Origin of the sequence: Nocardioides lijunqiniae (assembly GCF_015024225.1) — a bacterium.
Classification (GTDB): Bacteria; Actinomycetota; Actinomycetes; order Propionibacteriales; family Nocardioidaceae; genus Nocardioides; species Nocardioides lijunqiniae.
This window is the reverse complement of the sequence record NZ_JACJGM010000037.1, coordinates 1-18,059: the sequence shown is the minus strand read 5'-3', so window position 1 is coordinate 18,059 and position 18,059 is coordinate 1. Positions and strand designations below refer to the sequence as shown.

Genomic DNA, 18,059 nt, shown 5'->3' with positions numbered 1-18,059 from the left:
ATCCGCCCCCTGACCTGCCGTTAAGGTGACTGCGCGTAGACGTGGGGCGCGCACAACAGGACGGAACGAGCGTGGAACTCAAGGACTACTGGCAGACGATCCGTCGTCGCTGGAAGCTCATCGTCGTCGTCTTCCTCCTGTTCGTCGCTGGGGCCGGGGTCCTCACCTGGCAGGCCACCCCCCAGTACGCCTCCTCGGCCCGGATCTTCGTGTCCACGACACCTGCAGACACCAGTGATGCTCTCGCTGGCAACACCTTCGCCACCCAGCGAGCCTCGTCCTACGTCGACCTCGTCCCCACGCGCCAGTTGGCTGACCGGGTAGCCAACGATCTGGGCGGCGCGGCGGCCAACGACCCCCAGAGCCTCCGTTCCGCCATCTCAGCCCAGGTCGTCCCCGAGACCGTCAACATCGTGCTCACCGCCACCGATCCCGACCCGACCAGAGCGCGCGACATCGCCCAGGCCTACGCCGAGGCTCTCAGCGACCTCGTCGCCGACCTGGAGACTCCGCCGGGCAAGCGAGACGCGGTCATCACGGCATCGATCGTCGACAATGCGCAGGTCACGTCGTCGCCCGTGAGCCCGCAACCGGTCCGCAACATCGGTCTCGGTGCCCTCCTCGGCCTCGTGCTCGGGATCGGCCTCGCAGTGCTGCGTGACCTCATGGACACGTCTTTGTCATCGTCCGACGACATCGGTCTGGTCACGTCGGCTCCCATCCTCGGGCACATCAACAGCGACCCCTCCGCCGTGAAGAAGGCACCCGCCGTGGCGCTCGCGGAGTCGACGCCCTGGGCCGAGGCCTTCCGCGTGCTGCGGACCAACATGCAGTACGTCGACGTCGACCACGAGCGGCGGGTGTTCGTCGTCTCGAGCTCCCTGCCGGCCGAGGGGAAGTCGACGACGGCGGTCAACCTCGCCATCACGCTGTCGATGGCAGGGGAGCGGGTCGCGCTGGTGGAGTGCGACCTGCGCCGCCCCCTGATCGCGCGCCGCCTCGGTCTGGACGAGGCGGTCGGCACGACGAGCGTGCTCATCGGCAAGGTGTCGCTCGACGACGCCCTGCAGACCTACGACGGCACGGACCTGAGCGTCCTCGCCTGCGGCCAGCTGCCCCCCAACCCCTCCGAGCTCCTGCAGTCGCAGGCCATGGAGGTGCTCATCAAGGACCTCCGCGAGCGCTTCGACGTGGTGATCCTGGATGCGCCTCCGCTGCTGCCGGTCACGGACGCAGCCCTTCTGTCGGCCCAGGCCGACGGCATGCTGGCGGTCGTGCGCCACGGCAAGACCACCCGCGACCAGCTCCGCCACGCGCTGGAGCGGGTCGAGCAGGTCGACGCCAAGTGCGTCGGCGTCGTGGTGAACCTGGCTCCCGCGAAGAAGTCGGCCGGCTACGGCTACGGGTACGGCTACGGCTACTCCTACGCACCCACGGCGACGGACCCCGGCAAGCGCGGCAACGACCGCCGCGCGTAGTCGTCGCTGCAAATGATCGCCGGATCGTCGCTCAGAATTCGGCAAATCCCACCTAAGCAGTCCGTTTCAGGTGGATACTCCTGGGGGTACTCAAGAAGTTTGGAGCTGTGTCGTCGTGACCAACATCGTCGCTCGGGCGCGTCACTTTCGACTGGTCCTCTCCGCAGGGCTGGATGTCGTGGCGTGGATGGTGTCATTTCTCGTGTTTGCCTGGCTGCGGTTCGACACCGACGCCGACTGGGTGCCCTGGCGGGAAGTAGTCGCCGTGGGTGCCCTGACAGCCGGGCTCTTCCTCGTGCTCGCGCGAGCCGTGCGACTCCATCAGGGGCGGGCGCGCGTCGCCAGCCTCGAGGAGATGCTGCTGCTCGGTGTGTGTGCCGCCAGCTCTGGCGGTGTGGTCACGGTGATCAACCTGTTCACCCAGTGGGTGCCGCGCACGGTGCCGGCCGGGGCGACCCTGCTCGCCCTCGTGCTGATGGCCTACTCGCGGGCGTCGTGGCGCCGCTTCAATGAGTACGACGACGAGCGGTTCGCCGAGGACGGCTCGAGCCGCGTGCTCGTGGTCGGAGCAGGTGAGGCGGGTCGTGAGCTGATCAGCTCCATGATGCGCGACCCGCAGCGCCAGTGGCGACCGGTGGCGATCCTCGACGACGACCGCCGCAAGCGCCACCTGCGGCTCCGCCAGATCCCGGTGGTCGGCACCACCGCGGAGCTCGCCGAGAAGGCCTCCGAGTACGGCGTCGGCACCATCGTCCTGGCCCTGCCCAGCGCCGACGCCGACACCATCAATCGGCTGCGCCTCGCAGCGCTCGACGCCGACCTCGCCGTGAAGGTGCTGCCCGCCAGCACCCAGCTGCTCGACGACCACGTCGGGATCCGCGACCTGCGCGACATCAACCTCACCGACGTGCTGGGGCGCAACCAGCTCGACACCGACGTGGCGGCCATCGCCGACTACCTCGCCGGCCGCAAGGTCCTGGTGACCGGCGCCGGTGGGTCGATCGGGTCCGAGCTGTGCCGGCAGATCCACCGCTTCGGTCCCGCCGAGCTGATGATGCTCGACCGCGACGAGTCGGCGCTCCACGCGCTGCAGCTCTCGATCCACGGCCGGGCCCTGCTCGACTCCGACGAGGTCATCCTCTGCGACATCCGCGACCGCAACGCGGTCAACGCCATCTTCGCCGAGCGTCGGCCCGACGTGGTCTTCCACGCCGCGGCGCTCAAGCACCTGCCGATGCTGGAGCAGTACCCCGCCGAGGCCGTGAAGACCAACATCCTCGGCACCAGCAACATCCTCGACGCCGCCGACCTCGTGGGCGTCGACCGCTTCGTCAACATCTCCACCGACAAGGCCGCCAACCCCTGCAGCGTCCTGGGCTACTCCAAGCGGATCGCGGAGTGCCTCACCTCCGCCAAGGCGCAGGACGCCGACGGCACGTTCCTGTCGGTGCGCTTCGGCAACGTGCTGGGCAGCCGCGGGTCGGTCCTGACGTCGTTCGCCAAGCAGATCGCGGAGGGCGGACCGGTCACGGTCACCGACCCCGAGGTCACCCGCTACTTCATGACGATCGAGGAGGCCTGCCAGCTCGTCATCCAGGCCGCCGCAATCGGAGGCGCGGGCGAGGCGCTGGTCCTCGACATGGGCGAGCCGGTGCGGATCGTCGACGTCGCCCACCAGCTCATCGAGCAGTCCGGAGCCCGGGTGAAGATCGAGTTCACCGGCCTGCGGGAGGGCGAGAAGATGCACGAGGAGCTCTTCGCCGACGACGAGCCCCAGGACGTCCGACCGGTTCACCAGATGGTGTCGCACGTGCCGGTGCCGCTGATGACGGCCGACGTCGTCGCGTCGCTGCCGGTCGTCGGCTCGGTCGACACGGTCCGCGGAGCCATGGCGCACCTGTGCAGCACGGCCCATGTGCCTCAGCCGTCGGTCGGGGCGCTCCCGGTCACGTAGTCGCGCAGCGCGGTCGCCGCGTCGACGGGCACGAAGCCCGTCGACGCGAGCTTGGCCAGCGACATGGTGCTGCTGGCCGGCCTCGGCGCGAGCGTCTTGCCGACGGCGTACTGCTCCGTGGTGATCGGGCGCACGTCGTCGGCTGAGCGCCCGCACAGCTCGAAGACCGCGGACGCGATGTCGGCCCAGGACATGGCGGGGCCGCCGTTGCTGCAGTGGTAGGTGCCGAACGGCGCCCGGCTGTCGAGCAGGTGGCGGGTGGCGCGGGCGAGCTCGCCGGTGAAGGTGAGGCGCCCGACCTGGTCGGACACGACCTCGGGGGAGACCCCCTGCTCGGCCAGCCGCTTCATGGTGCGCACGAAGTTGTTGCCCTCGCCGATGACCCACGACGTGCGCAGGACGTAGTGGCGCCGCGCGGTGGCCACCGCGAGGTCCCCGGCAGCCTTGGCCTGTGCGTAGACGCCGAGAGGCGAGACCGGCTCGTCCTCGGTGTGCTCGGGCACGGTGCCGTCGAAGACGTACTCCGAGGAGTAGTGCACCAGCGTGAAGCCGTGCTCGTCGGCCAGTCGGGCGAGCGTGGCGGGCGCGGCCGCGTTGGCGGCCCAGCAGGTGCGCCGGCCCTCGGTTGTCTCGGCCGCGTCCACGGCGGTGTAGGCGGCGGCGTTCAGGACGAGCGCGTACTCGTGCCACGGCCACGCCGCGACCGCCGTCGCGTCCGTGAGGTCCAGCTCGGCCAGGTCGACGAGGTCGGCCTCGGGGAAGTCGGCCTGCAGGGCGCGGCCCAGCTGGCCGAGCGCCCCGACGATGAGCGTCTTCTTCGGAGCCATGGGAGTGACGTCGGCCAGTGAGGGGGTGGCGAGGTCCTTCTCGGAGATCTCGCTCTCGGAGAGCGGGATCGGCCACGGGATCGCCACGGTCTCGTCGGCGAGGTTGAGCGCGGGATAGGCGGTAGCGGGGCGCCAGTGCTCGTTGACGAGGTAGGTGTAGGCCACGCCGTCCTCGAGCGTCTGATAGCTGTTGCCGACTCCGCGCGGGACGAACACCGCCACCGAGGGGTCGACCTCGACGTGGAACGTCGCCCCGAACGACTCGCCCTCGCGCATGTCGACCCAGGCACCGAAGATCCGGCCGTTGGCCACCGAGATGAACTTGTCCCAGGGCTCGGTGTGGATGCCGCGGGTGGTGCCGCGGTGGGCGTTGAACGAGACGTTGTTCTGCACCGGCCCGAAGTCGGGGAGCCCGAGCGCGACCATCTTCTCGCGCTGCCAGTTCTCCTTGAAGAAGCCGCGCGCGTCCTCGCGGAGGTCCAGGCGCACCACGAGGAGGCCGGGGATCGGGGTGGTCTCGATGGTGAGGTCAGGCATGGGGATCAGCGTCCGATCGTTGCTGGGTCGCGGTGGCTTCTCGGGTCACGGGGTCTCGACGGGCGCTCGTCCGCCGTTGGGTGGTTTCGAGGCTCGCTGCGCTCGCACCTCAACCACCGGGGGCTCACCTCGGTGGTTGAGGTGCGAGGAGCGCCAGCGACGAGCCTCGAAACCACCTCAACCGTGGTCACTGGCCCTTGGCGGCGTAGGACGCCTCGGTGGCCTGCTTGTGGGGGCGCCACCAGTCCTGGTGCTCCTGGTACCACTCGATGGTGCGCGCCAGGCCGGCCTCGAAGTCGGAGTAGACCGGGCGCCAGCCGAGCTCGTCGCGGAGCTTGGACGAGTCGATCGCATAGCGCAGGTCGTGGCCGGCGCGGTCGGTGACCAGGTCGTAGTCGTCCGCCGGTCGGTCGAAGTGCTCGAGGATGCTGCGCACGACCTCGAGGTTGTTGCGCTCACCGTCCGCGCCGATCAGGTAGGTCTCGCCGATCCGACCCTGCTGGAGGATGAGCCACACGGCGGCGGAGTGGTCCTGTGCGTGGATCCAGTCGCGGACGTTGGTGCCGGTGCCGTAGACCTTGGGGCGGTCGCCGTCGATGACGTTGGTGATCTGGCGCGGGATGAACTTCTCGATGTGCTGCCAGGGGCCGTAGTTGTTGGAGCAGTTGCTGATCGTGGCCTTCACGCCGAAGCTGCGGACCCAGGCCCGGACCAGGTGGTCGGAGCCGGCCTTGGCCGCGGAGTAGGGGCTGCTCGGGTTGTAGGGCGTCGCCTCGGTGAAGCGCTGCGGGTCGTCGAGCTCCAGGTCGCCGTAGACCTCGTCGGTGGAGATGTGGTGCAGGCGGGTGCCGTGGCGGCGTGCGGCCTCCAGGACCTGGAAGGTGCCGACGATGTTGGTCTGGATGAACGGACCGGGCTCGGTCAGCGAGTTGTCGTTGTGGGACTCCGCGGCGAAGTGCACGACCGCGTCGGCCTGGGCGACGAGGCCGTCGACCGTCGGGCCGTCGGCGACGTCGCCCACGACCAGGCTCACCCGGTCGCTGGGGAGGCCCTCGAGAGACTCCCGCGACGCAGCGTAGGTGAGCTTGTCGAGCACGGTCACCCGTGCCGAGGTCTCGCGGACGAGGTGATGGACGAAGTTGGAGCCGATGAAGCCGGCGCCGCCGGTCACGAGTACGTGTTCCACCCGCTCACCCTAGAGTCTCCGCATGCGCGGAATCATCCTGGCGGGAGGCACGGGCTCCCGGCTGCACCCGATCACCCATGCCGTGAGCAAGCAGCTGATGCCGATCTACGACAAGCCGATGATCTACTACCCGCTGTCGACGCTGATGCTGGCCGGGATCCGCGAGATCCTGGTGATCACCACGCCGCACGAGGCCGAGCAGTTCCGCCGACTCCTCGGTGACGGGTCGCAGTTCGGCATCGAGATCAGCTACGCCGTGCAGCCGTCGCCCGACGGGCTGGCGCAGGCGTTCGTGATCGGCGAGGAGCACCTCGGCTCCGAGACGGCCGGGCTCATCCTGGGCGACAACATCTTCCACGGCGCCGGCCTCGGCACCCGGCTGCGCCGCTTCGCCGACATCGAGGGCGCCGCGGTCTTCGGCTACCGCGTGGCCGACCCGTCGTCGTACGGCGTGGTCGAGTTCGACGACGACCGCCGCGCGCTGTCGCTGGAGGAGAAGCCCGAGCACCCGCGCAGCCACTACGCCGTCCCCGGTCTCTACTTCTACGACAACGAGGTCGTCGAGATGGCCAAGGGCCTCAGCCCCTCACCGCGCGGCGAGCTGGAGATCACCGACCTCAACCGCCTCTACCTCGAGCAGGGCCGCCTGCAGGTCGAGGTGCTGCCGCGCGGGGCCGCCTGGCTCGACACCGGCACGTTCGACGACATGAACGACGCCAGCAACTTCGTCCGGGCGATCGAGAAGCGGCAGGACACCAAGATCGGCGCGCCGGAGGAGGTGGCCTGGCGGCTCGGCTTCATCGACGACGCCCGGTTGCAGGAGATCGGTCGGAGCCTGCTCAAGAGCGGCTACGGCGCCTACCTGCTCGACCTGCTGGAGGAGCCGCTCAGCCAGGGCTAGTCCCGGAGGATGATCCGAGGCCCCGTGGTCGTCGCTAGGCTGCCCGGATGAAGGTTCTCGTCACCGGCGGCGCCGGCTACATCGGATCCACCACGGCCAAGGCGCTCGAGGAGGCCGGGCACACCCCGGTCATCCTGGACTCGCTGCTCAGCGGGCCGCAGGTCTTCGTGCGCGATCGCGCCTTCTACGAGGGCGACATCGCCGACCGCGAGCTCCTGCGCCGCATCGTGGCCGACCACCCCGATCTGGACGCCACCATCCACATGGCCGCGCGCATCGTCGTGCCGGAGTCGGTCGAGAAGCCCTACCTCTACTACCGCGACAACGTCGCCAAGTCGCTCGAGCTCTTCGACGAGCTCAACGCGCTCGGCAAGACCCGCGTCCTGTTCTCCTCCTCGGCCTCGCTCTACGCCACGAAGGACGACTTCGAGGTCACCGAGGAGGACCCGCTCGACCCTCCCTCGCCCTACGCCCGCACCAAGCGGATGATGGAGCAGGTCCTGCAGGACATGGCGGCCGCGACCGACCTCGACGCGATCATCCTGCGCTACTTCAACCCGATCGGCTCCGACCCCGACCTCGAGTCCGGCATCTACGCCAAGGAGCCCTCGCACGTGCTCGGCCAGCTCGTCATGGCGGCGCGCGGCCAGAAGGACGCCTTCACGATCACCGGCGTCGACCACCCGACCCGCGACGGCACCGGCATCCGCGACTACATCCACGTCTGGGACCTGGCGAAGGCGCACGTGCGCGCGATCGAGCGGTTCGACGACGTGATCGCCGCGGTCGACGCCTCCAGCTCGGTCATCAACGTCGGGACCGGGGAGGGCGTCACGGTGCGCGAGCTCGTCTCGTCGTTCGAGCGGGTCTTCGGCAAGGAGGTCCCGATCGCCGAGGCCCCGCCGCGCCCCGGCGACGCCGTCGGCGCCTTCGCCAACGTCGACAAGTCGCGCGAGCTCCTGCAGTGGCAGACCGAGCTCAGCCTCGACGACGCCATCGCCTCGGCCCTGGCCTGGGGCGAGAGGCGCCAAGAGATCCTGGGCTACGAGTGATCCGACGTACGGCGGCGGCCGCGGTGACCGCGCTCCTGATGAGTCTGGTCCCGGCAGGGCCGGCGTCGTCCGCGACGCCGGTCGAGCGTCCCTCGCGGCAGGCACTGCCGCTCGCCGGGCGGCTGGTGGTCGTCGACCCCGGTCACCAGCTCGGCAACAGCCGATTCCCAGGCAGGATCAACCGGCTCGTGCCTGCCGGCGGCACCCGCAAGCCGTGCAACACCACCGGCACCGCGACGCGCGGCGGCTACCCGGAGGCGACGTTCAACTGGCGGGTCGCCCTGCGGCTCCGCACGCGTCTCGAGGCGCTCGGCGCCACGGTGGTCATGACCCGGGACAGCAACCGGCGCGACCGCTGGGGTCCCTGCGTCGACGCCCGCGGGCGGGCGGGCAACCGGGCCCGGGCCGACCTCAAGATCAGCATCCACGGCGACGGGTCCTACGCGCGCGGCGCCCGAGGCTTCCACGTCATCGCGCCGACGGACCGACGCCCCTGGACGCACGACATCTACCGCCCGTCGAGGCGGCTGGCGGTAGACACGCGCGCGGCGCTCCGGCGGAGTGGCTTCCGCGTCGCCGGCTACATCGCAGGTGGGGACGGCCTGGACTTCCGTGCCGACCTCGCGACGCTCAACCTCTCGGACGTGCCGACCGTGATGGTCGAGCTGGGCAACATGCGCGACCGGCGCGACGCCCGCAGGATGACGAGCAGCCGGGGGCAGGCGCGGTACGCCCGGGCCTTGACGGCGGCGGTGCGCGCGCACCTCGCTCGCTAGGATGCCCGGCATGGGTCGCCGACGTACTGCTGAGGGCCGAGCCGGCGAGTCGGCGGCGTGCCTGATCGCTACGCATGGCCAGACTCCCAGTCCGTCATGAGGCCCACGACGCGCGCCGTGGGTGACGCACGCGACGCGGTCCTGGGCGGGATTCTTATCGGGGGCCTCGCGGTCTCCAACCAAGCCCTGCCGGCACTCGATCGTCTCCCTGTGGACCCGACCATCGTCTTCTTGGGCCTCACCAGCCTCGTCGCGCTGCACGCGTGGCTGTCCAGGAACCTGATCGTAGGGCGGCCGCACGCCCTCTTGCTGCTGCTGTTCGTCGCTTTCCTCCCGGGAATCTTCGAATCAGGGGGAACCTCCTACTCGGCGTCGAAACTGCCTGCGATGGTCATCGGCTTCGTTGGCGCGTTTTGCGCGATCGAGCTGCTTCGAGGGGATCGTGCGAGACGAGCATTCGTCGGGTGCCTTGCCGTGATCGGGATCGGCGTCGCGGTCACCCTGTTCGTTGCTGGGACGGTCGATCCCCTCAGTGGACGCGCCACCATCGCAGGGGCGTCACCCCTGGGCGTCGGTTTCATGTGCGCGCTGGCGACGCTCATCTTGGGTCTGGCCGCATTTCAGGTGAAGGCGCCTGTGAAGCGAGCAGCGCTTGTCATCCTCGCGCTTGGATGTGCGTTTCAGTCGAGCACGACCGGGAGCCGAGGGCCTCTACTCGCTGCTCTGCTCGCCCTTGCGTTGGTGTTCGCGTTCGGTCGAGGTCGCAGTCGGTTCCGAGGGCTCGCCTTGGTGGCCGTTGCGGGTTATGCCTCGTACTCCCTGGTCGTTGGTGCACGGGGGACCGCTACTGCGCGGCTGGGAGAGCTCCAAAGTGAGGAGAGGATCACGCTGTGGCAGCGCTGTCTCGAAGCCATACCGGAACGACCGTGGGCCGGTACCGGATGGGGCGACATGGTCGAGACAGTGGCCCTGCCTCAGAGCTTCTACGTCGCAGCAGGGGCTCGGCAGTACGCACACAATATCTTCATCGAGGCGGCGCTTGAGGGAGGTTTCGTCGCGCTCATCGGCTTGGTGTGCATCCTGGTCATCGCGGTTGCGCGGCTGCGAGCCGCGTCGGGGTTCTCGACGACCGACCTGGCGCTGTTCGCGATCAGTCTCTTCGCAATCGCCAACGCCATGGTCTCGAGTGACTTGGGTGGCACTCGCCTCCTGTGGGTGCTGATCGGGGTGGGGCTGGCGACGGTGTTGCCTTCAGGGGTTCCGCCTGTCGCGACATCGACTCGGGATCCAGCGCAGCCTCGTTCTTCCAAGGTCTGAAGGTCGACCGCACCTCGCTCGCTAGGTTGTGCCCGTGCCCCTGGACCCCGCCACCCGTGCCCTGCTCGACCTGATCGCCTCGTCCGGCTTCCCGCCGATGCACGAGGGCACGCCCGAGGACGGGCGGCGCGCGCTCCGCGCGATGTCGGTCGACTGGGTCAAGCCCGAGGACGTCGTGCCCGTGGGAAGCGTCGAGGACGGCACGGTCGCCGACCTGCGAGCCCGCACCTACCGGCCCGAGGGCGACGGCCCGTGGCCGACGACGCTCTACCTCCACGGCGGCGGCTTCGTCATCGGCGACCTCGACACCCACGACCAGCTCTGCCGCCGCCTGTGCGCGGGTGCCGAGACGGTCGTCGTCTCGGTCGCCTATCGACTGGCCCCGGAGGCGCCGTACCCCGCGGCGGTGGACGACGCCGGCGCCGCGCTGCGCTGGGTGGCCGAGCACCGAGCCGAGCTCGGCGGCAGCGAGCAGGTCGCCGTGGGCGGCGACAGCGCCGGCGCCAACCTGGCGGCGGTCGTCGCCCAGCAGCACCCGGACCTGGTCGACGCGCAGCTGCTCATCTACCCCGCCACGCACGTCCTGGGCGACTACCCCTCGCGCACCGAGAACGCGCAGGGCTACCTGCTGGAGAACGCCACGATGGAGTGGTTCTTCACCCACTACGGCGTGCCGATGGACCAGCTCGACGACCCGCGTGTGTCTCCGCTGCTGGGCGAGGTGGCCGGGGTGGCGAAGGCGCTGGTGGCGACGGCGGAGTTCGACCCGCTGCGCGACGAGGGCGAGGCCTACGCCGCGGCGCTGGACGCGTCCGGCGTACCCGTCGACCGAGTGCGGTACGACGGCCTCGTGCACGGCTTCATCGACATGGTCCCGGCCAGCCCGGCTGCTGCCGCCGCGGTCGAGGACCTCGTGCGCCGTACCCGGACGCTGCTGCACGGCTGACGTGGCGCCGGGGATGATCCGGCAGTCACGAGGCGTTGTCGATGGAAGACTCGAACGCCCACGACACCTCGGAGACCCCCATGAAGCTCGCCAAGCTCGCCACCCGCGTCCTGATCGGAGGCCTGTTCGTCGGCCACGGCACCCAGAAGCTCAAGGGCTGGTTCGGAGGGCCCGGCATCGACGGGCTCTCCGCCGGCATGGAGGCGATGGGGATGCACCCTCCGCGCCGCAACGCCTACGCCGCCGGGATCAGCGAGACCGTCGGTGGTGCGCTGCTGGCCGCCGGGCTGCTCACGCCGCTCGCGAGCGCTTCGCTGACCGGCACCATGCTGGTCGCGATCCAGAAGGCGCACCGCGCCAACGGCCCGTGGAACGCCGAGGGCGGCTGGGAGTACAACGCGGTGCTGATCGCGGCCGTGCTGGCCATCGCCGAGGACGGTCCGGGCGAGCTGTCCCTGGACCGGCTGCTGGGCACCGAGCGCGAGGGCGTGGGCTACGCGCTGGGTGCCGCCGCGCTCGGCGCCGCCGCGGCGTACGGCGCGCTGGAGGCCGCCCGTCGCGCCACGCCGGCCGCCGAGCCGCAGCAGGGCTGACCCGCGCCGCCGGGCCCCCGCCCGACGGCCCGGGTCCCGCAGTGCACTCAGGCCGAGAGGTGGAGCGACTCGACCAGGTGCATGACGCCCAGCTGCGCTCGGAGACCGCCCAGGTCGCCGAGCAGGTCGTGCAGGTCGCGGTAGGCCGCTCTCAGCACCGGATCAGGGGAGGTCCGCAGGTCGTCGAGCGCGACCAGCGCCCGGCAGGCGTGTCGGGCAGCGCCCTCCACGGTCTCGTCCAGCTTCTCGAACTCCCGCTGCTGCATCGTCCGATCCCCCGATCAGTCAAGGATCGATGGTGACATGCGGAGGGGTCCGTTGACCATGAATTGCATAGATACGCATCTTGCGGTGAGCCTGATCAAGCGATAGTGAGTTCTCCGTTTCCCCTGAATTGGGTATGCGTCACGGAGCGGACGGCGGCACCGTGAGGGCATGACCTGGGAACCGGTGCCGCTCGACGTCGCGGAGTGGATGGGCATGGACGACGACCACCTGCGCGTCCGGCAGGCGCTCGAGCGCCGTGGCGCGGTGGCGGGACCCGCTGACGACCTCGCCTCGCGCATTCTCGGTGCCCTGCACCGGATCCGGCGGGTGCTCATCGGCTGAGCGCCATGCCGGGGGCATGGCTACGCTCGCCACGTGCTCCGCACCGCTCACTGGGACGACTGGTCCCTCGACGACCTGCTGGCCGCCAAGGGGGAGACCCGGGTGAGCCTGGTCGTGCCCGCGCGCAACGAGGCCGCCACCGTCGGTGACGTCGTCACCCGGGTGCGCAGCGCGCTGGTCGACACGGTGGCACTGCTCGACGAGGTGGTCGTGATCGACTCCGACTCCACGGATGCGACGTACGACGTGGCGACCGACGCGGGAGCCGTCGTGCACCGCTCCGCGGAGATCCGGCCCGACCTCGGGACCATCGGCGGCAAGGGCGAGGCGATGTGGAAGTCGCTGTTCGTCACCACCGGCGAGGTCATCGTCTTCATGGACGCCGACCTCCTCGACTGGGACACCCACTTCGTGCCGGGGCTGCTGGGTCCGCTGCTGACCGAGCCGGACGTCGCGCTGGTCAAGGGCTTCTACGAGCGACCGCTGCTCGACGGCGAGGGCGGTCCGCTGGACGGCGGGCGCGTGACCGAGCTCGTCGCGCGGCCGGTCCTGGCGCTGGAGTACCCCGAGCTCGCCGGGCTCGTGCAGCCGCTCGCGGGGGAGTGGGCCGTACGGCGCTCGCTGTTCGAGACGCTGTCGGTGCCTACCGGGTACGCCGTCGAGCTGGCCGCGCTGATCGACACCCTGGCCCTGCGGGGACCGGGCGCGATCGCGCAGGTCGACCTGGGGCGCCGTTCGCACGCGCACCAGGCGCTGCTCGACCTCGGGGCGATGGCGACGCAGATCCTCGCGGCCGTGGAGCGGCGGCGGGGTGGTGTCGAGGCTCCCTCCGCTCGCACCTCAACCACCGGGGGGTCCGTGGTGCTGCGGCAGTACCGCTCCGAGGGCGGGACGATCGTGCCGGCCGAGCGGCTCGTCGACGTCGGCGAGCGGCCGGCGGCGGTGACCGCATGACGCTGCGGCTGGGACGACACGACTTCGACGACGACGCCACGCTGATGATGGCGATCGTCAACCGCACCCCCGACTCGTTCTACGACAAGGGCGCGACCTGGGCGGAGGACAAGGCGTTCGAGCGGGTGCGGCTCGTCGTCGAGCAGGGTGCGGAGATCGTCGACATCGGCGGCATCAAGGCCGCTCCCGGCGTCGAGATCGACGCCGCCGAGGAGAAGGCCCGGGTCGTCGACTTCGTCGCGCAGGTCCGCGAGAGCTTCCCCGGACTCGTCATCTCGGTCGACACCTGGCGCGCCGAGGTCGGCCGCGCGGTCTGCGAGGCCGGCGCCGACGTGCTCAACGACGCGTGGGGCGGCGCCGACCCCGAGCTGGTCGACGTGGCCGCGGAGTTCGGGGCCGGGCTCATCTGCACCCACACCGGGGGAGCGACGCCGCGCACCCGCCCCTACCGGGTGGAGTACGACGACGTCGTGCGGTCCGCGATCGAGGACACCGTCGGCTACGCCGAGCGGGCGCTCGCGGCCGGGGTCGCGCGCGAGTCGATCGTGATCGACCCGGCGCACGACTTCGGCAAGAACACCTTCCACTCCCTCGAGGTGACCCGCCGCCTGGACGAGATGGTGGCGACCGGGTGGCCGGTGCTGGTGTCGCTGTCCAACAAGGACTTCGTCGGCGAGACCCTCGACCTCCCGGTCGGCGAGCGGCTGACCGGCACCCTCGCCGCGACCGCCGTCTGCGCGCTCGCCGGCGCGCGCGTCTACCGCGTGCACGAGGTCGTCGAGACCCGGCAGACCGTCGACATGGTGTGGACGATCGCCGGCCGACGCCCGCCTCGTCGCGCGATCCGGGGCCTGCAGTGAGCGGCGCGCCCGTGCGGGTCGTGCTCGTGCCCGGCGTCCTCGCGCTGCTGCCGTCGTACGGCGGCCTCGAGGACCCGGTCGCCGAGCTGCGGTCGGCCTGCCTCGACGCGGTCGCGTGGCTCGGCGCCGGCCCGCGGGTGGTCGCCTCGCCGCAGGGTGAGCGGGTGGCGGCGTACCTGTGCGGGGAGGTGGTTTCGAGGCTCGCTCCGCTCGCACCTCAACCACCGCAGGCGCTCGCCGCACCTCGACCACCGGTTGGGGGAGTGCTGGTCGTCGCCAACGGCAGTGCGACGCGGACCGAGAAGGCGCCCGGACACCTGGACGACCGGGCGCTGGGCTTCGACGACGAGCTGCGGGCGGCGCTGACGGCCGGGCGGCCCGGCGCCGTCGACGCCGACCTGGCGCGCGAGCTGTGGGCCGACGTCGACGGCCTGGTGCGGCTGGCGCAGGAGGTCGACGTCGACCCGGCGTCGGTGAGCGTCGACTACGACGCCGACCCCTTCGGCGTGCAGTACTGGGTGATGCGGATGGAAGGCGTACGACGATGAGGGTGCTGATGGGCTCGGCCACCGAGGACGAGGTGGACCTGCCTCGGCTGTACGCCGCCCCGCGCACGCCGTGGCTGCGCGTCAACATGGTCTCGACGGTCGACGGCGCGGCCACGGGCGAGTCCGGCAAGAGCGGCTCCATCAACAACGCCGCGGACAAGCAGGTCTTCGACACGCTGCGCGGCCTCGCCGACGCGATCGTCGTGGGCGCCGGGACCGCGCGCACCGAGGGCTACCGGCCGGTCGACGTGCCCATCGTGCTGGTGAGCCGGCGCGCCGACGTGCCGGAGCGGCTGCGGGACGCGCCGTCCGGCTCGGTGCTCATGGCCACGACCACCGGCGCCTCGGGGCTCGAGGAGGCCCGCGCGCTGCTCGGCGCCGAGCAGGTGCTGACGCTCGGCGACGACGAGGTCGACCTCGCGCAGCTCAAGGAGCGCCTCGTCGAGCGGGGCCTGGTCGACCTCCTCTCCGAGGGCGGCCCGTCCCTGCTGGGGGCGCTGCTCGCGCAGGGCGTGGCCGACGAGCTGACCAGCACGGTCGTGCCGCAGCTGGTCGGCGGCGACCACCCGCGCATCGTGGCGGCGCCGCCCCTCGACGTGCCCCTGGAGCTGCACACCCTGCTCGAGCACGACGGCACGCTGCTCGCCCGGTGGCTCGTGCGCCGCTAGCCGGGAAGTTCCGCTCGGCAGGTCCTTCCCACCGTCGGCGAGGGCTCCTACAGTGCTGAGACTGGGCCTGTGCCTCCGCGGACGGGCGACTTCCGGGAGCTAGGAGCCACCTCGTGATGTCTCGTTCTCGCCGCCTCGTCGCGGCCGTCTCGGTGGTGCTGGCCGCCGGCATGCTGCCTGCGCTCGACGCCTCGGCCGGCGCCGTGGCCGACCGCCCCACGATGTACCGCGCGCTGCCGGGCTTCTCGCCCACCGGCGACCGGGTGCGCATCGCTCCCGACAAGTACGCCGCCGTGCGCGTCGACCTCAAGCAGGTGCGCTCGGCGCTGGCCCAGGCCCCCCAGGCGGGGTCCGGCGGCAGCATCGTCTTCCGCGTGCCGACGCCCGCGGGCGGGTCGGAGCGGTTCGCGGTGCAGCGCACCCAGGTGATGGAGTCGAAGCTCGCCGCGGCCCACCCCGAGCTCGACACCTTCGCCGGCCGCTCCCTCGACCGACCTCGACCTCCATCGCGCTCGACGTCACCCCGATGGGCCTGCACGCCGCCGTCCGCGGCCCGCAGGGCCAGCGCGCCTACTACGTCGACCCCGCCTACGACCGCCGCGGCACCACCGGGCACCTCAGCTACTACGGCGGCTCCGTGCCCCGCATGGAGGACCAGGTCGCCGAGCGCGAGGCGCCGGCCGTGCGCAAGGCCATGACCAGGACTGCCGCGCGCACCGCCCCCGGGGGCGTGGTGAGGCAGAAGATCTACCGGCTCGCCCTGACCAGCGACCCGTCGTACGCCGCCTACTTCGGCACCGACAACGTGCTGGCGGAGAAGGTCACCCTCATCAACCGCGTCAACCAGATCTACAACGACGACCTCGCCATCAACCTCCGCCTGGTCAACGAGACCGACAAGCTCAACCTCGACACGGTCGCGGAGGCCTCGGGGCCCGACGGGCCCTGCGGCGCCCACCCGTGCTTCGACCCGGAGAACCTCGGCGGTCCCGGCGACGCCGACGACGTCGCCTCCCAGCTCGAGTACTGCGACGTTCCCGGCCTGGGCCGCAACCGCACGGTCCTGGGCCAGCTGATCGGCGCGTCCGACTACGACATCGGCCACCTCGCCCTCGGCGTCAACGGCGGCGGGGTCGCCTACCTCGGCGTCGTCGGCTGGGACTTCAAGGGCGGTGGCTGCACCGGTCTGCCGCAGCCGAAGGGCGACTTCTTCGCCATCGACTACGTCGCCCACGAGATGGGCCACCAGTTCGCGGGCAACCACACCTTCAACGGCGTCCAGGGCTCGTGTGCCGGGGGCAACCGCAACGGCGGGACCTCCGTCGAGCCGGGCTCCGGCTCCTCGGTGATGGCCTACGCCGGGATCTGCCTCCAGGACGACCTGCAGCCCCACACCGACCCCTACTTCGCGGGCAAGACGCTCGACGAGGTCAACGCCTACACCGAGGGCACGGTCCCGCCCGTGGTCGAGGTGCAGACGGTGTCGCTGCGCGACTTCGCCGACGACGGCGACAGCTTCGACCTCGGCTTCGGCGCGGGATCCGCCACGCTGACACGCGGCGGCAACTACAACGCCGCCGGCATCGAGGCGGCCGTCGAGTCGCTCACGGGCCGCGACGTCACGATCGCCGGCTGGGGCTACGACCCCTTCAACACCCCGACCAACGACATCGCCCCCCTCACCGCCCCCGACGACACGGGCTTCCAGGTGATCTTCGCCCCGTCCGCCGACCCGGAGGCGCCGGGCGCGCACACCGACATCGACCCGCTCACGTTCGGTCCCACCACCGGCGGCGTGACCGGCTTCGTCGGGGAGACCGCCAAGGGCGGAGCGCCCGACAACGGCGGCATCTCGGTCACCACCACCCGCAACCGCGCGCCGGTCGTGCGGGCACCGGCCAACCGCACGATCCCGGTGCGCACGCCGTTCCAGCTCAAGGGGTCGGCGACCGACCGGGACGGCCAGAAGCTCGTCTACCTGTGGGAGCAGATGGACGTCGGCGCCGAGGACACCCAGACCACCGACGGCGGCACCGCGCTGGTGTCCAACCGCAAGTTCACCGGTCCGCTCTTCCGCGTCTTCGGCACGGCCGCCGCCGTCAGCGACACGGGCACGCTGGAGTCGCCCTCCCCGGGCATCAACCTGGCGGGCACCACCGGCACCCGGATGTTCCCCGACCTCCACCAGATCCTCCAGGGCAACACCAACGCCAAGACCGGCAGGTGCCCCGCCGTGGCTCCGCTGCCCGACGACCTCGACGACTACAAGCCCGTGCCGTCTCGGGTCCGGGCGTGCTACTCGGAGTTCCTGCCGCCCAAGCGCTACGTCGGCACCGCCGGCTCGACCAAGCCTGCGATGCACTTCCGGCTGACGGCGCGCGACACCTTCCCCAACGGGGGCGGCGTCTCCTACGACGGTGTCACCCTGCGGCTCGACCCGAGCGCCGGCCCGTTCCTCGTCACCTCGCAGGGCGGCAAGAGCGTCACCCTCAAGCGGGGGTCGGTGCGGCAGGTCACCTGGAAGGTCAACGGCACCCGCAAGCTCGCCCAGCGCGTGCGGATCCTGCTCTCCGTCGACGGTGGTCGCACCTGGCGCTACACCCTGCGCTCCGCCACCCCCAACGACGGCCGCGCGACCGTCCGCATCCCCCGCAAGAAGGCGAAGCACGCCCGCATCATGATCGCCGCCAACCGCAACTACTTCTTCGACATCAACGACGCCAGGATCCGCATCCGCTGACCTCTGATCCCCTCGCCGCTCGACCACCGGTGGTCGAGCAGAGAGGAGCACCAGCGACGAGCGCCCGTCGAGACCCCGTGAGTGGAGGCGCTTGCGGCTCTCGACAGGCGCTC

At 71.0% G+C, this 18,059-nt stretch carries 18 protein-coding genes; 15 read left to right on the top strand and 3 right to left on the bottom strand.

The window, feature by feature from the left end; translation table 11 throughout:
• Positions 1 to 71: 71 nt before the first annotated feature.
• Positions 72 to 1,478 (top strand): polysaccharide biosynthesis tyrosine autokinase, encoded by a 1,407-nt coding sequence (locus IRQ30_RS19285; RefSeq protein ID WP_193614567.1) that lies wholly within the window; start codon positions 72 to 74, stop codon positions 1,476 to 1,478.
• A gap of 265 nt (positions 1,479 to 1,743) precedes the next feature.
• Entirely contained in the window at positions 1,744 to 3,432 is a 1,689-nt protein-coding gene (locus IRQ30_RS19280) for a polysaccharide biosynthesis protein (RefSeq protein ID WP_338089792.1), read from the top strand.
• Here the strand turns inward: IRQ30_RS19280 and IRQ30_RS19275 are convergent.
• Both IRQ30_RS19275 and rfbB read right to left on the bottom strand, forming a co-directional pair.
• On the bottom strand, positions 3,399 to 4,796 hold the full coding sequence (locus IRQ30_RS19275; RefSeq protein ID WP_193614565.1) for a sugar nucleotide-binding protein: 1,398 nt from the start codon (positions 4,794 to 4,796) through the stop codon (positions 3,399 to 3,401). The genes IRQ30_RS19280 and IRQ30_RS19275 overlap by 34 nt on opposite strands.
• Before the next feature lie 187 nt (positions 4,797 to 4,983).
• Complete coding sequence (gene rfbB / locus IRQ30_RS19270) at positions 4,984 to 5,982, bottom strand: dTDP-glucose 4,6-dehydratase (protein ID WP_193614564.1); 999 nt, start codon at positions 5,980 to 5,982, stop codon at positions 4,984 to 4,986.
• A 22-nt stretch (positions 5,983 to 6,004) separates the two neighbouring features.
• On the opposite strand from rfbB, the gene rfbA reads away from it, so the two are divergent.
• The 6 genes from rfbA (at position 6,005) to IRQ30_RS19240 (ending at position 11,567) form a co-directional block, all read left to right on the top strand.
• Complete coding sequence (rfbA, locus tag IRQ30_RS19265; protein WP_193609711.1) at positions 6,005 to 6,883, top strand: glucose-1-phosphate thymidylyltransferase RfbA; 879 nt, start codon at positions 6,005 to 6,007, stop codon at positions 6,881 to 6,883.
• Between the two features lie 47 nt (positions 6,884 to 6,930).
• Entirely contained in the window at positions 6,931 to 7,935 is a 1,005-nt protein-coding gene (galE, locus tag IRQ30_RS19260) for a UDP-glucose 4-epimerase GalE (protein ID WP_193614563.1), read from the top strand.
• A complete protein-coding gene (locus tag IRQ30_RS19255; RefSeq protein WP_338089791.1) occupies positions 7,932 to 8,711 on the top strand; it encodes an N-acetylmuramoyl-L-alanine amidase family protein in 780 nt (259 codons plus the stop codon). Before galE ends, IRQ30_RS19255 begins: the two co-directional genes overlap by 4 nt.
• Positions 8,712 to 8,828: 117 nt before the next feature.
• Positions 8,829 to 10,028: an O-antigen ligase family protein gene (locus IRQ30_RS24285; RefSeq protein WP_193614562.1), complete on the top strand. Its 1,200-nt coding sequence runs from the start codon at positions 8,829 to 8,831 to the stop codon at positions 10,026 to 10,028.
• 34 nt (positions 10,029 to 10,062) lie between these two features.
• On the top strand, positions 10,063 to 10,974 hold the full coding sequence (locus tag IRQ30_RS19245; RefSeq protein WP_338089790.1) for an alpha/beta hydrolase: 912 nt from the start codon (positions 10,063 to 10,065) through the stop codon (positions 10,972 to 10,974).
• 41 nt (positions 10,975 to 11,015) lie between these two features.
• A complete protein-coding gene (locus tag IRQ30_RS19240; protein ID WP_227467843.1) occupies positions 11,016 to 11,567 on the top strand; it encodes a DoxX family protein in 552 nt (183 codons plus the stop codon).
• Between the two features lie 47 nt (positions 11,568 to 11,614).
• On the opposite strand, the gene IRQ30_RS19235 is transcribed toward IRQ30_RS19240, so the two are convergent.
• Positions 11,615 to 11,833 (bottom strand): hypothetical protein, encoded by a 219-nt coding sequence (locus IRQ30_RS19235; protein WP_193613464.1) that lies wholly within the window; start codon positions 11,831 to 11,833, stop codon positions 11,615 to 11,617.
• Between the two features lie 169 nt (positions 11,834 to 12,002).
• Between IRQ30_RS19235 and IRQ30_RS19230 the strand changes: the two genes are divergently transcribed.
• The 7 genes from IRQ30_RS19230 (at position 12,003) to IRQ30_RS19205 (ending at position 17,946) form a co-directional block, all read left to right on the top strand.
• Entirely contained in the window at positions 12,003 to 12,176 is a 174-nt protein-coding gene (locus tag IRQ30_RS19230; protein WP_193613462.1) for a hypothetical protein, read from the top strand.
• Between the two features lie 33 nt (positions 12,177 to 12,209).
• A complete protein-coding gene (locus IRQ30_RS19225; RefSeq protein ID WP_193613460.1) occupies positions 12,210 to 13,130 on the top strand; it encodes a glucosyl-3-phosphoglycerate synthase in 921 nt (306 codons plus the stop codon).
• Positions 13,127 to 13,990 (top strand): dihydropteroate synthase, encoded by an 864-nt coding sequence (folP, locus tag IRQ30_RS19220; RefSeq protein WP_193613458.1) that lies wholly within the window; start codon positions 13,127 to 13,129, stop codon positions 13,988 to 13,990. The genes IRQ30_RS19225 and folP overlap by 4 nt, the downstream gene beginning before the upstream one ends.
• Positions 13,987 to 14,538 (top strand): class III extradiol ring-cleavage dioxygenase family protein, encoded by a 552-nt coding sequence (locus IRQ30_RS19215; protein ID WP_338089703.1) that lies wholly within the window; start codon positions 13,987 to 13,989, stop codon positions 14,536 to 14,538. The genes folP and IRQ30_RS19215 overlap by 4 nt, the downstream gene beginning before the upstream one ends.
• Positions 14,535 to 15,206, top strand: a complete 672-nt coding sequence (locus IRQ30_RS19210; RefSeq protein ID WP_193613457.1) for a dihydrofolate reductase family protein — start codon at positions 14,535 to 14,537, stop codon at positions 15,204 to 15,206. The genes IRQ30_RS19215 and IRQ30_RS19210 overlap by 4 nt, the downstream gene beginning before the upstream one ends.
• A 113-nt stretch (positions 15,207 to 15,319) precedes the next feature.
• Complete coding sequence (locus IRQ30_RS23560; protein WP_227467558.1) at positions 15,320 to 15,904, top strand: hypothetical protein; 585 nt, start codon at positions 15,320 to 15,322, stop codon at positions 15,902 to 15,904.
• Positions 15,853 to 17,946, top strand: a complete 2,094-nt coding sequence (locus IRQ30_RS19205) for a reprolysin-like metallopeptidase (protein ID WP_338089705.1) — start codon at positions 15,853 to 15,855, stop codon at positions 17,944 to 17,946. Before IRQ30_RS23560 ends, IRQ30_RS19205 begins: the two co-directional genes overlap by 52 nt.
• Positions 17,947 to 18,059: the final 113 nt, after the last annotated feature.

Bases quoted from the DNA above. Each gene is read 5' to 3' on its own strand.
- IRQ30_RS19275 (WP_193614565.1), bottom strand. From the start codon at position 4,796: ATGCCTGACCTCACCATCGAGACCACCCCGATCCCCGGCCTCCTCGTG.
- rfbA (WP_193609711.1), top strand. From the start codon at position 6,005: ATGCGCGGAATCATCCTGGCGGGAGGCACGGGCTCCCGGCTGCACCCG.
- galE (WP_193614563.1), top strand. From the start codon at position 6,931: ATGAAGGTTCTCGTCACCGGCGGCGCCGGCTACATCGGATCCACCACG.
- IRQ30_RS19240 (WP_227467843.1), top strand. From the start codon at position 11,016: ATGGAAGACTCGAACGCCCACGACACCTCGGAGACCCCCATGAAGCTC.
- IRQ30_RS19235 (WP_193613464.1), bottom strand. From the start codon at position 11,833: ATGCAGCAGCGGGAGTTCGAGAAGCTGGACGAGACCGTGGAGGGCGCT.
- IRQ30_RS19230 (WP_193613462.1), top strand. From the start codon at position 12,003: ATGACCTGGGAACCGGTGCCGCTCGACGTCGCGGAGTGGATGGGCATG.
- folP (WP_193613458.1), top strand. From the start codon at position 13,127: ATGACGCTGCGGCTGGGACGACACGACTTCGACGACGACGCCACGCTG.
- IRQ30_RS19210 (WP_193613457.1), top strand. From the start codon at position 14,535: ATGAGGGTGCTGATGGGCTCGGCCACCGAGGACGAGGTGGACCTGCCT.
- IRQ30_RS19205 (WP_338089705.1), top strand. From the start codon at position 15,853: ATGGAGGACCAGGTCGCCGAGCGCGAGGCGCCGGCCGTGCGCAAGGCC.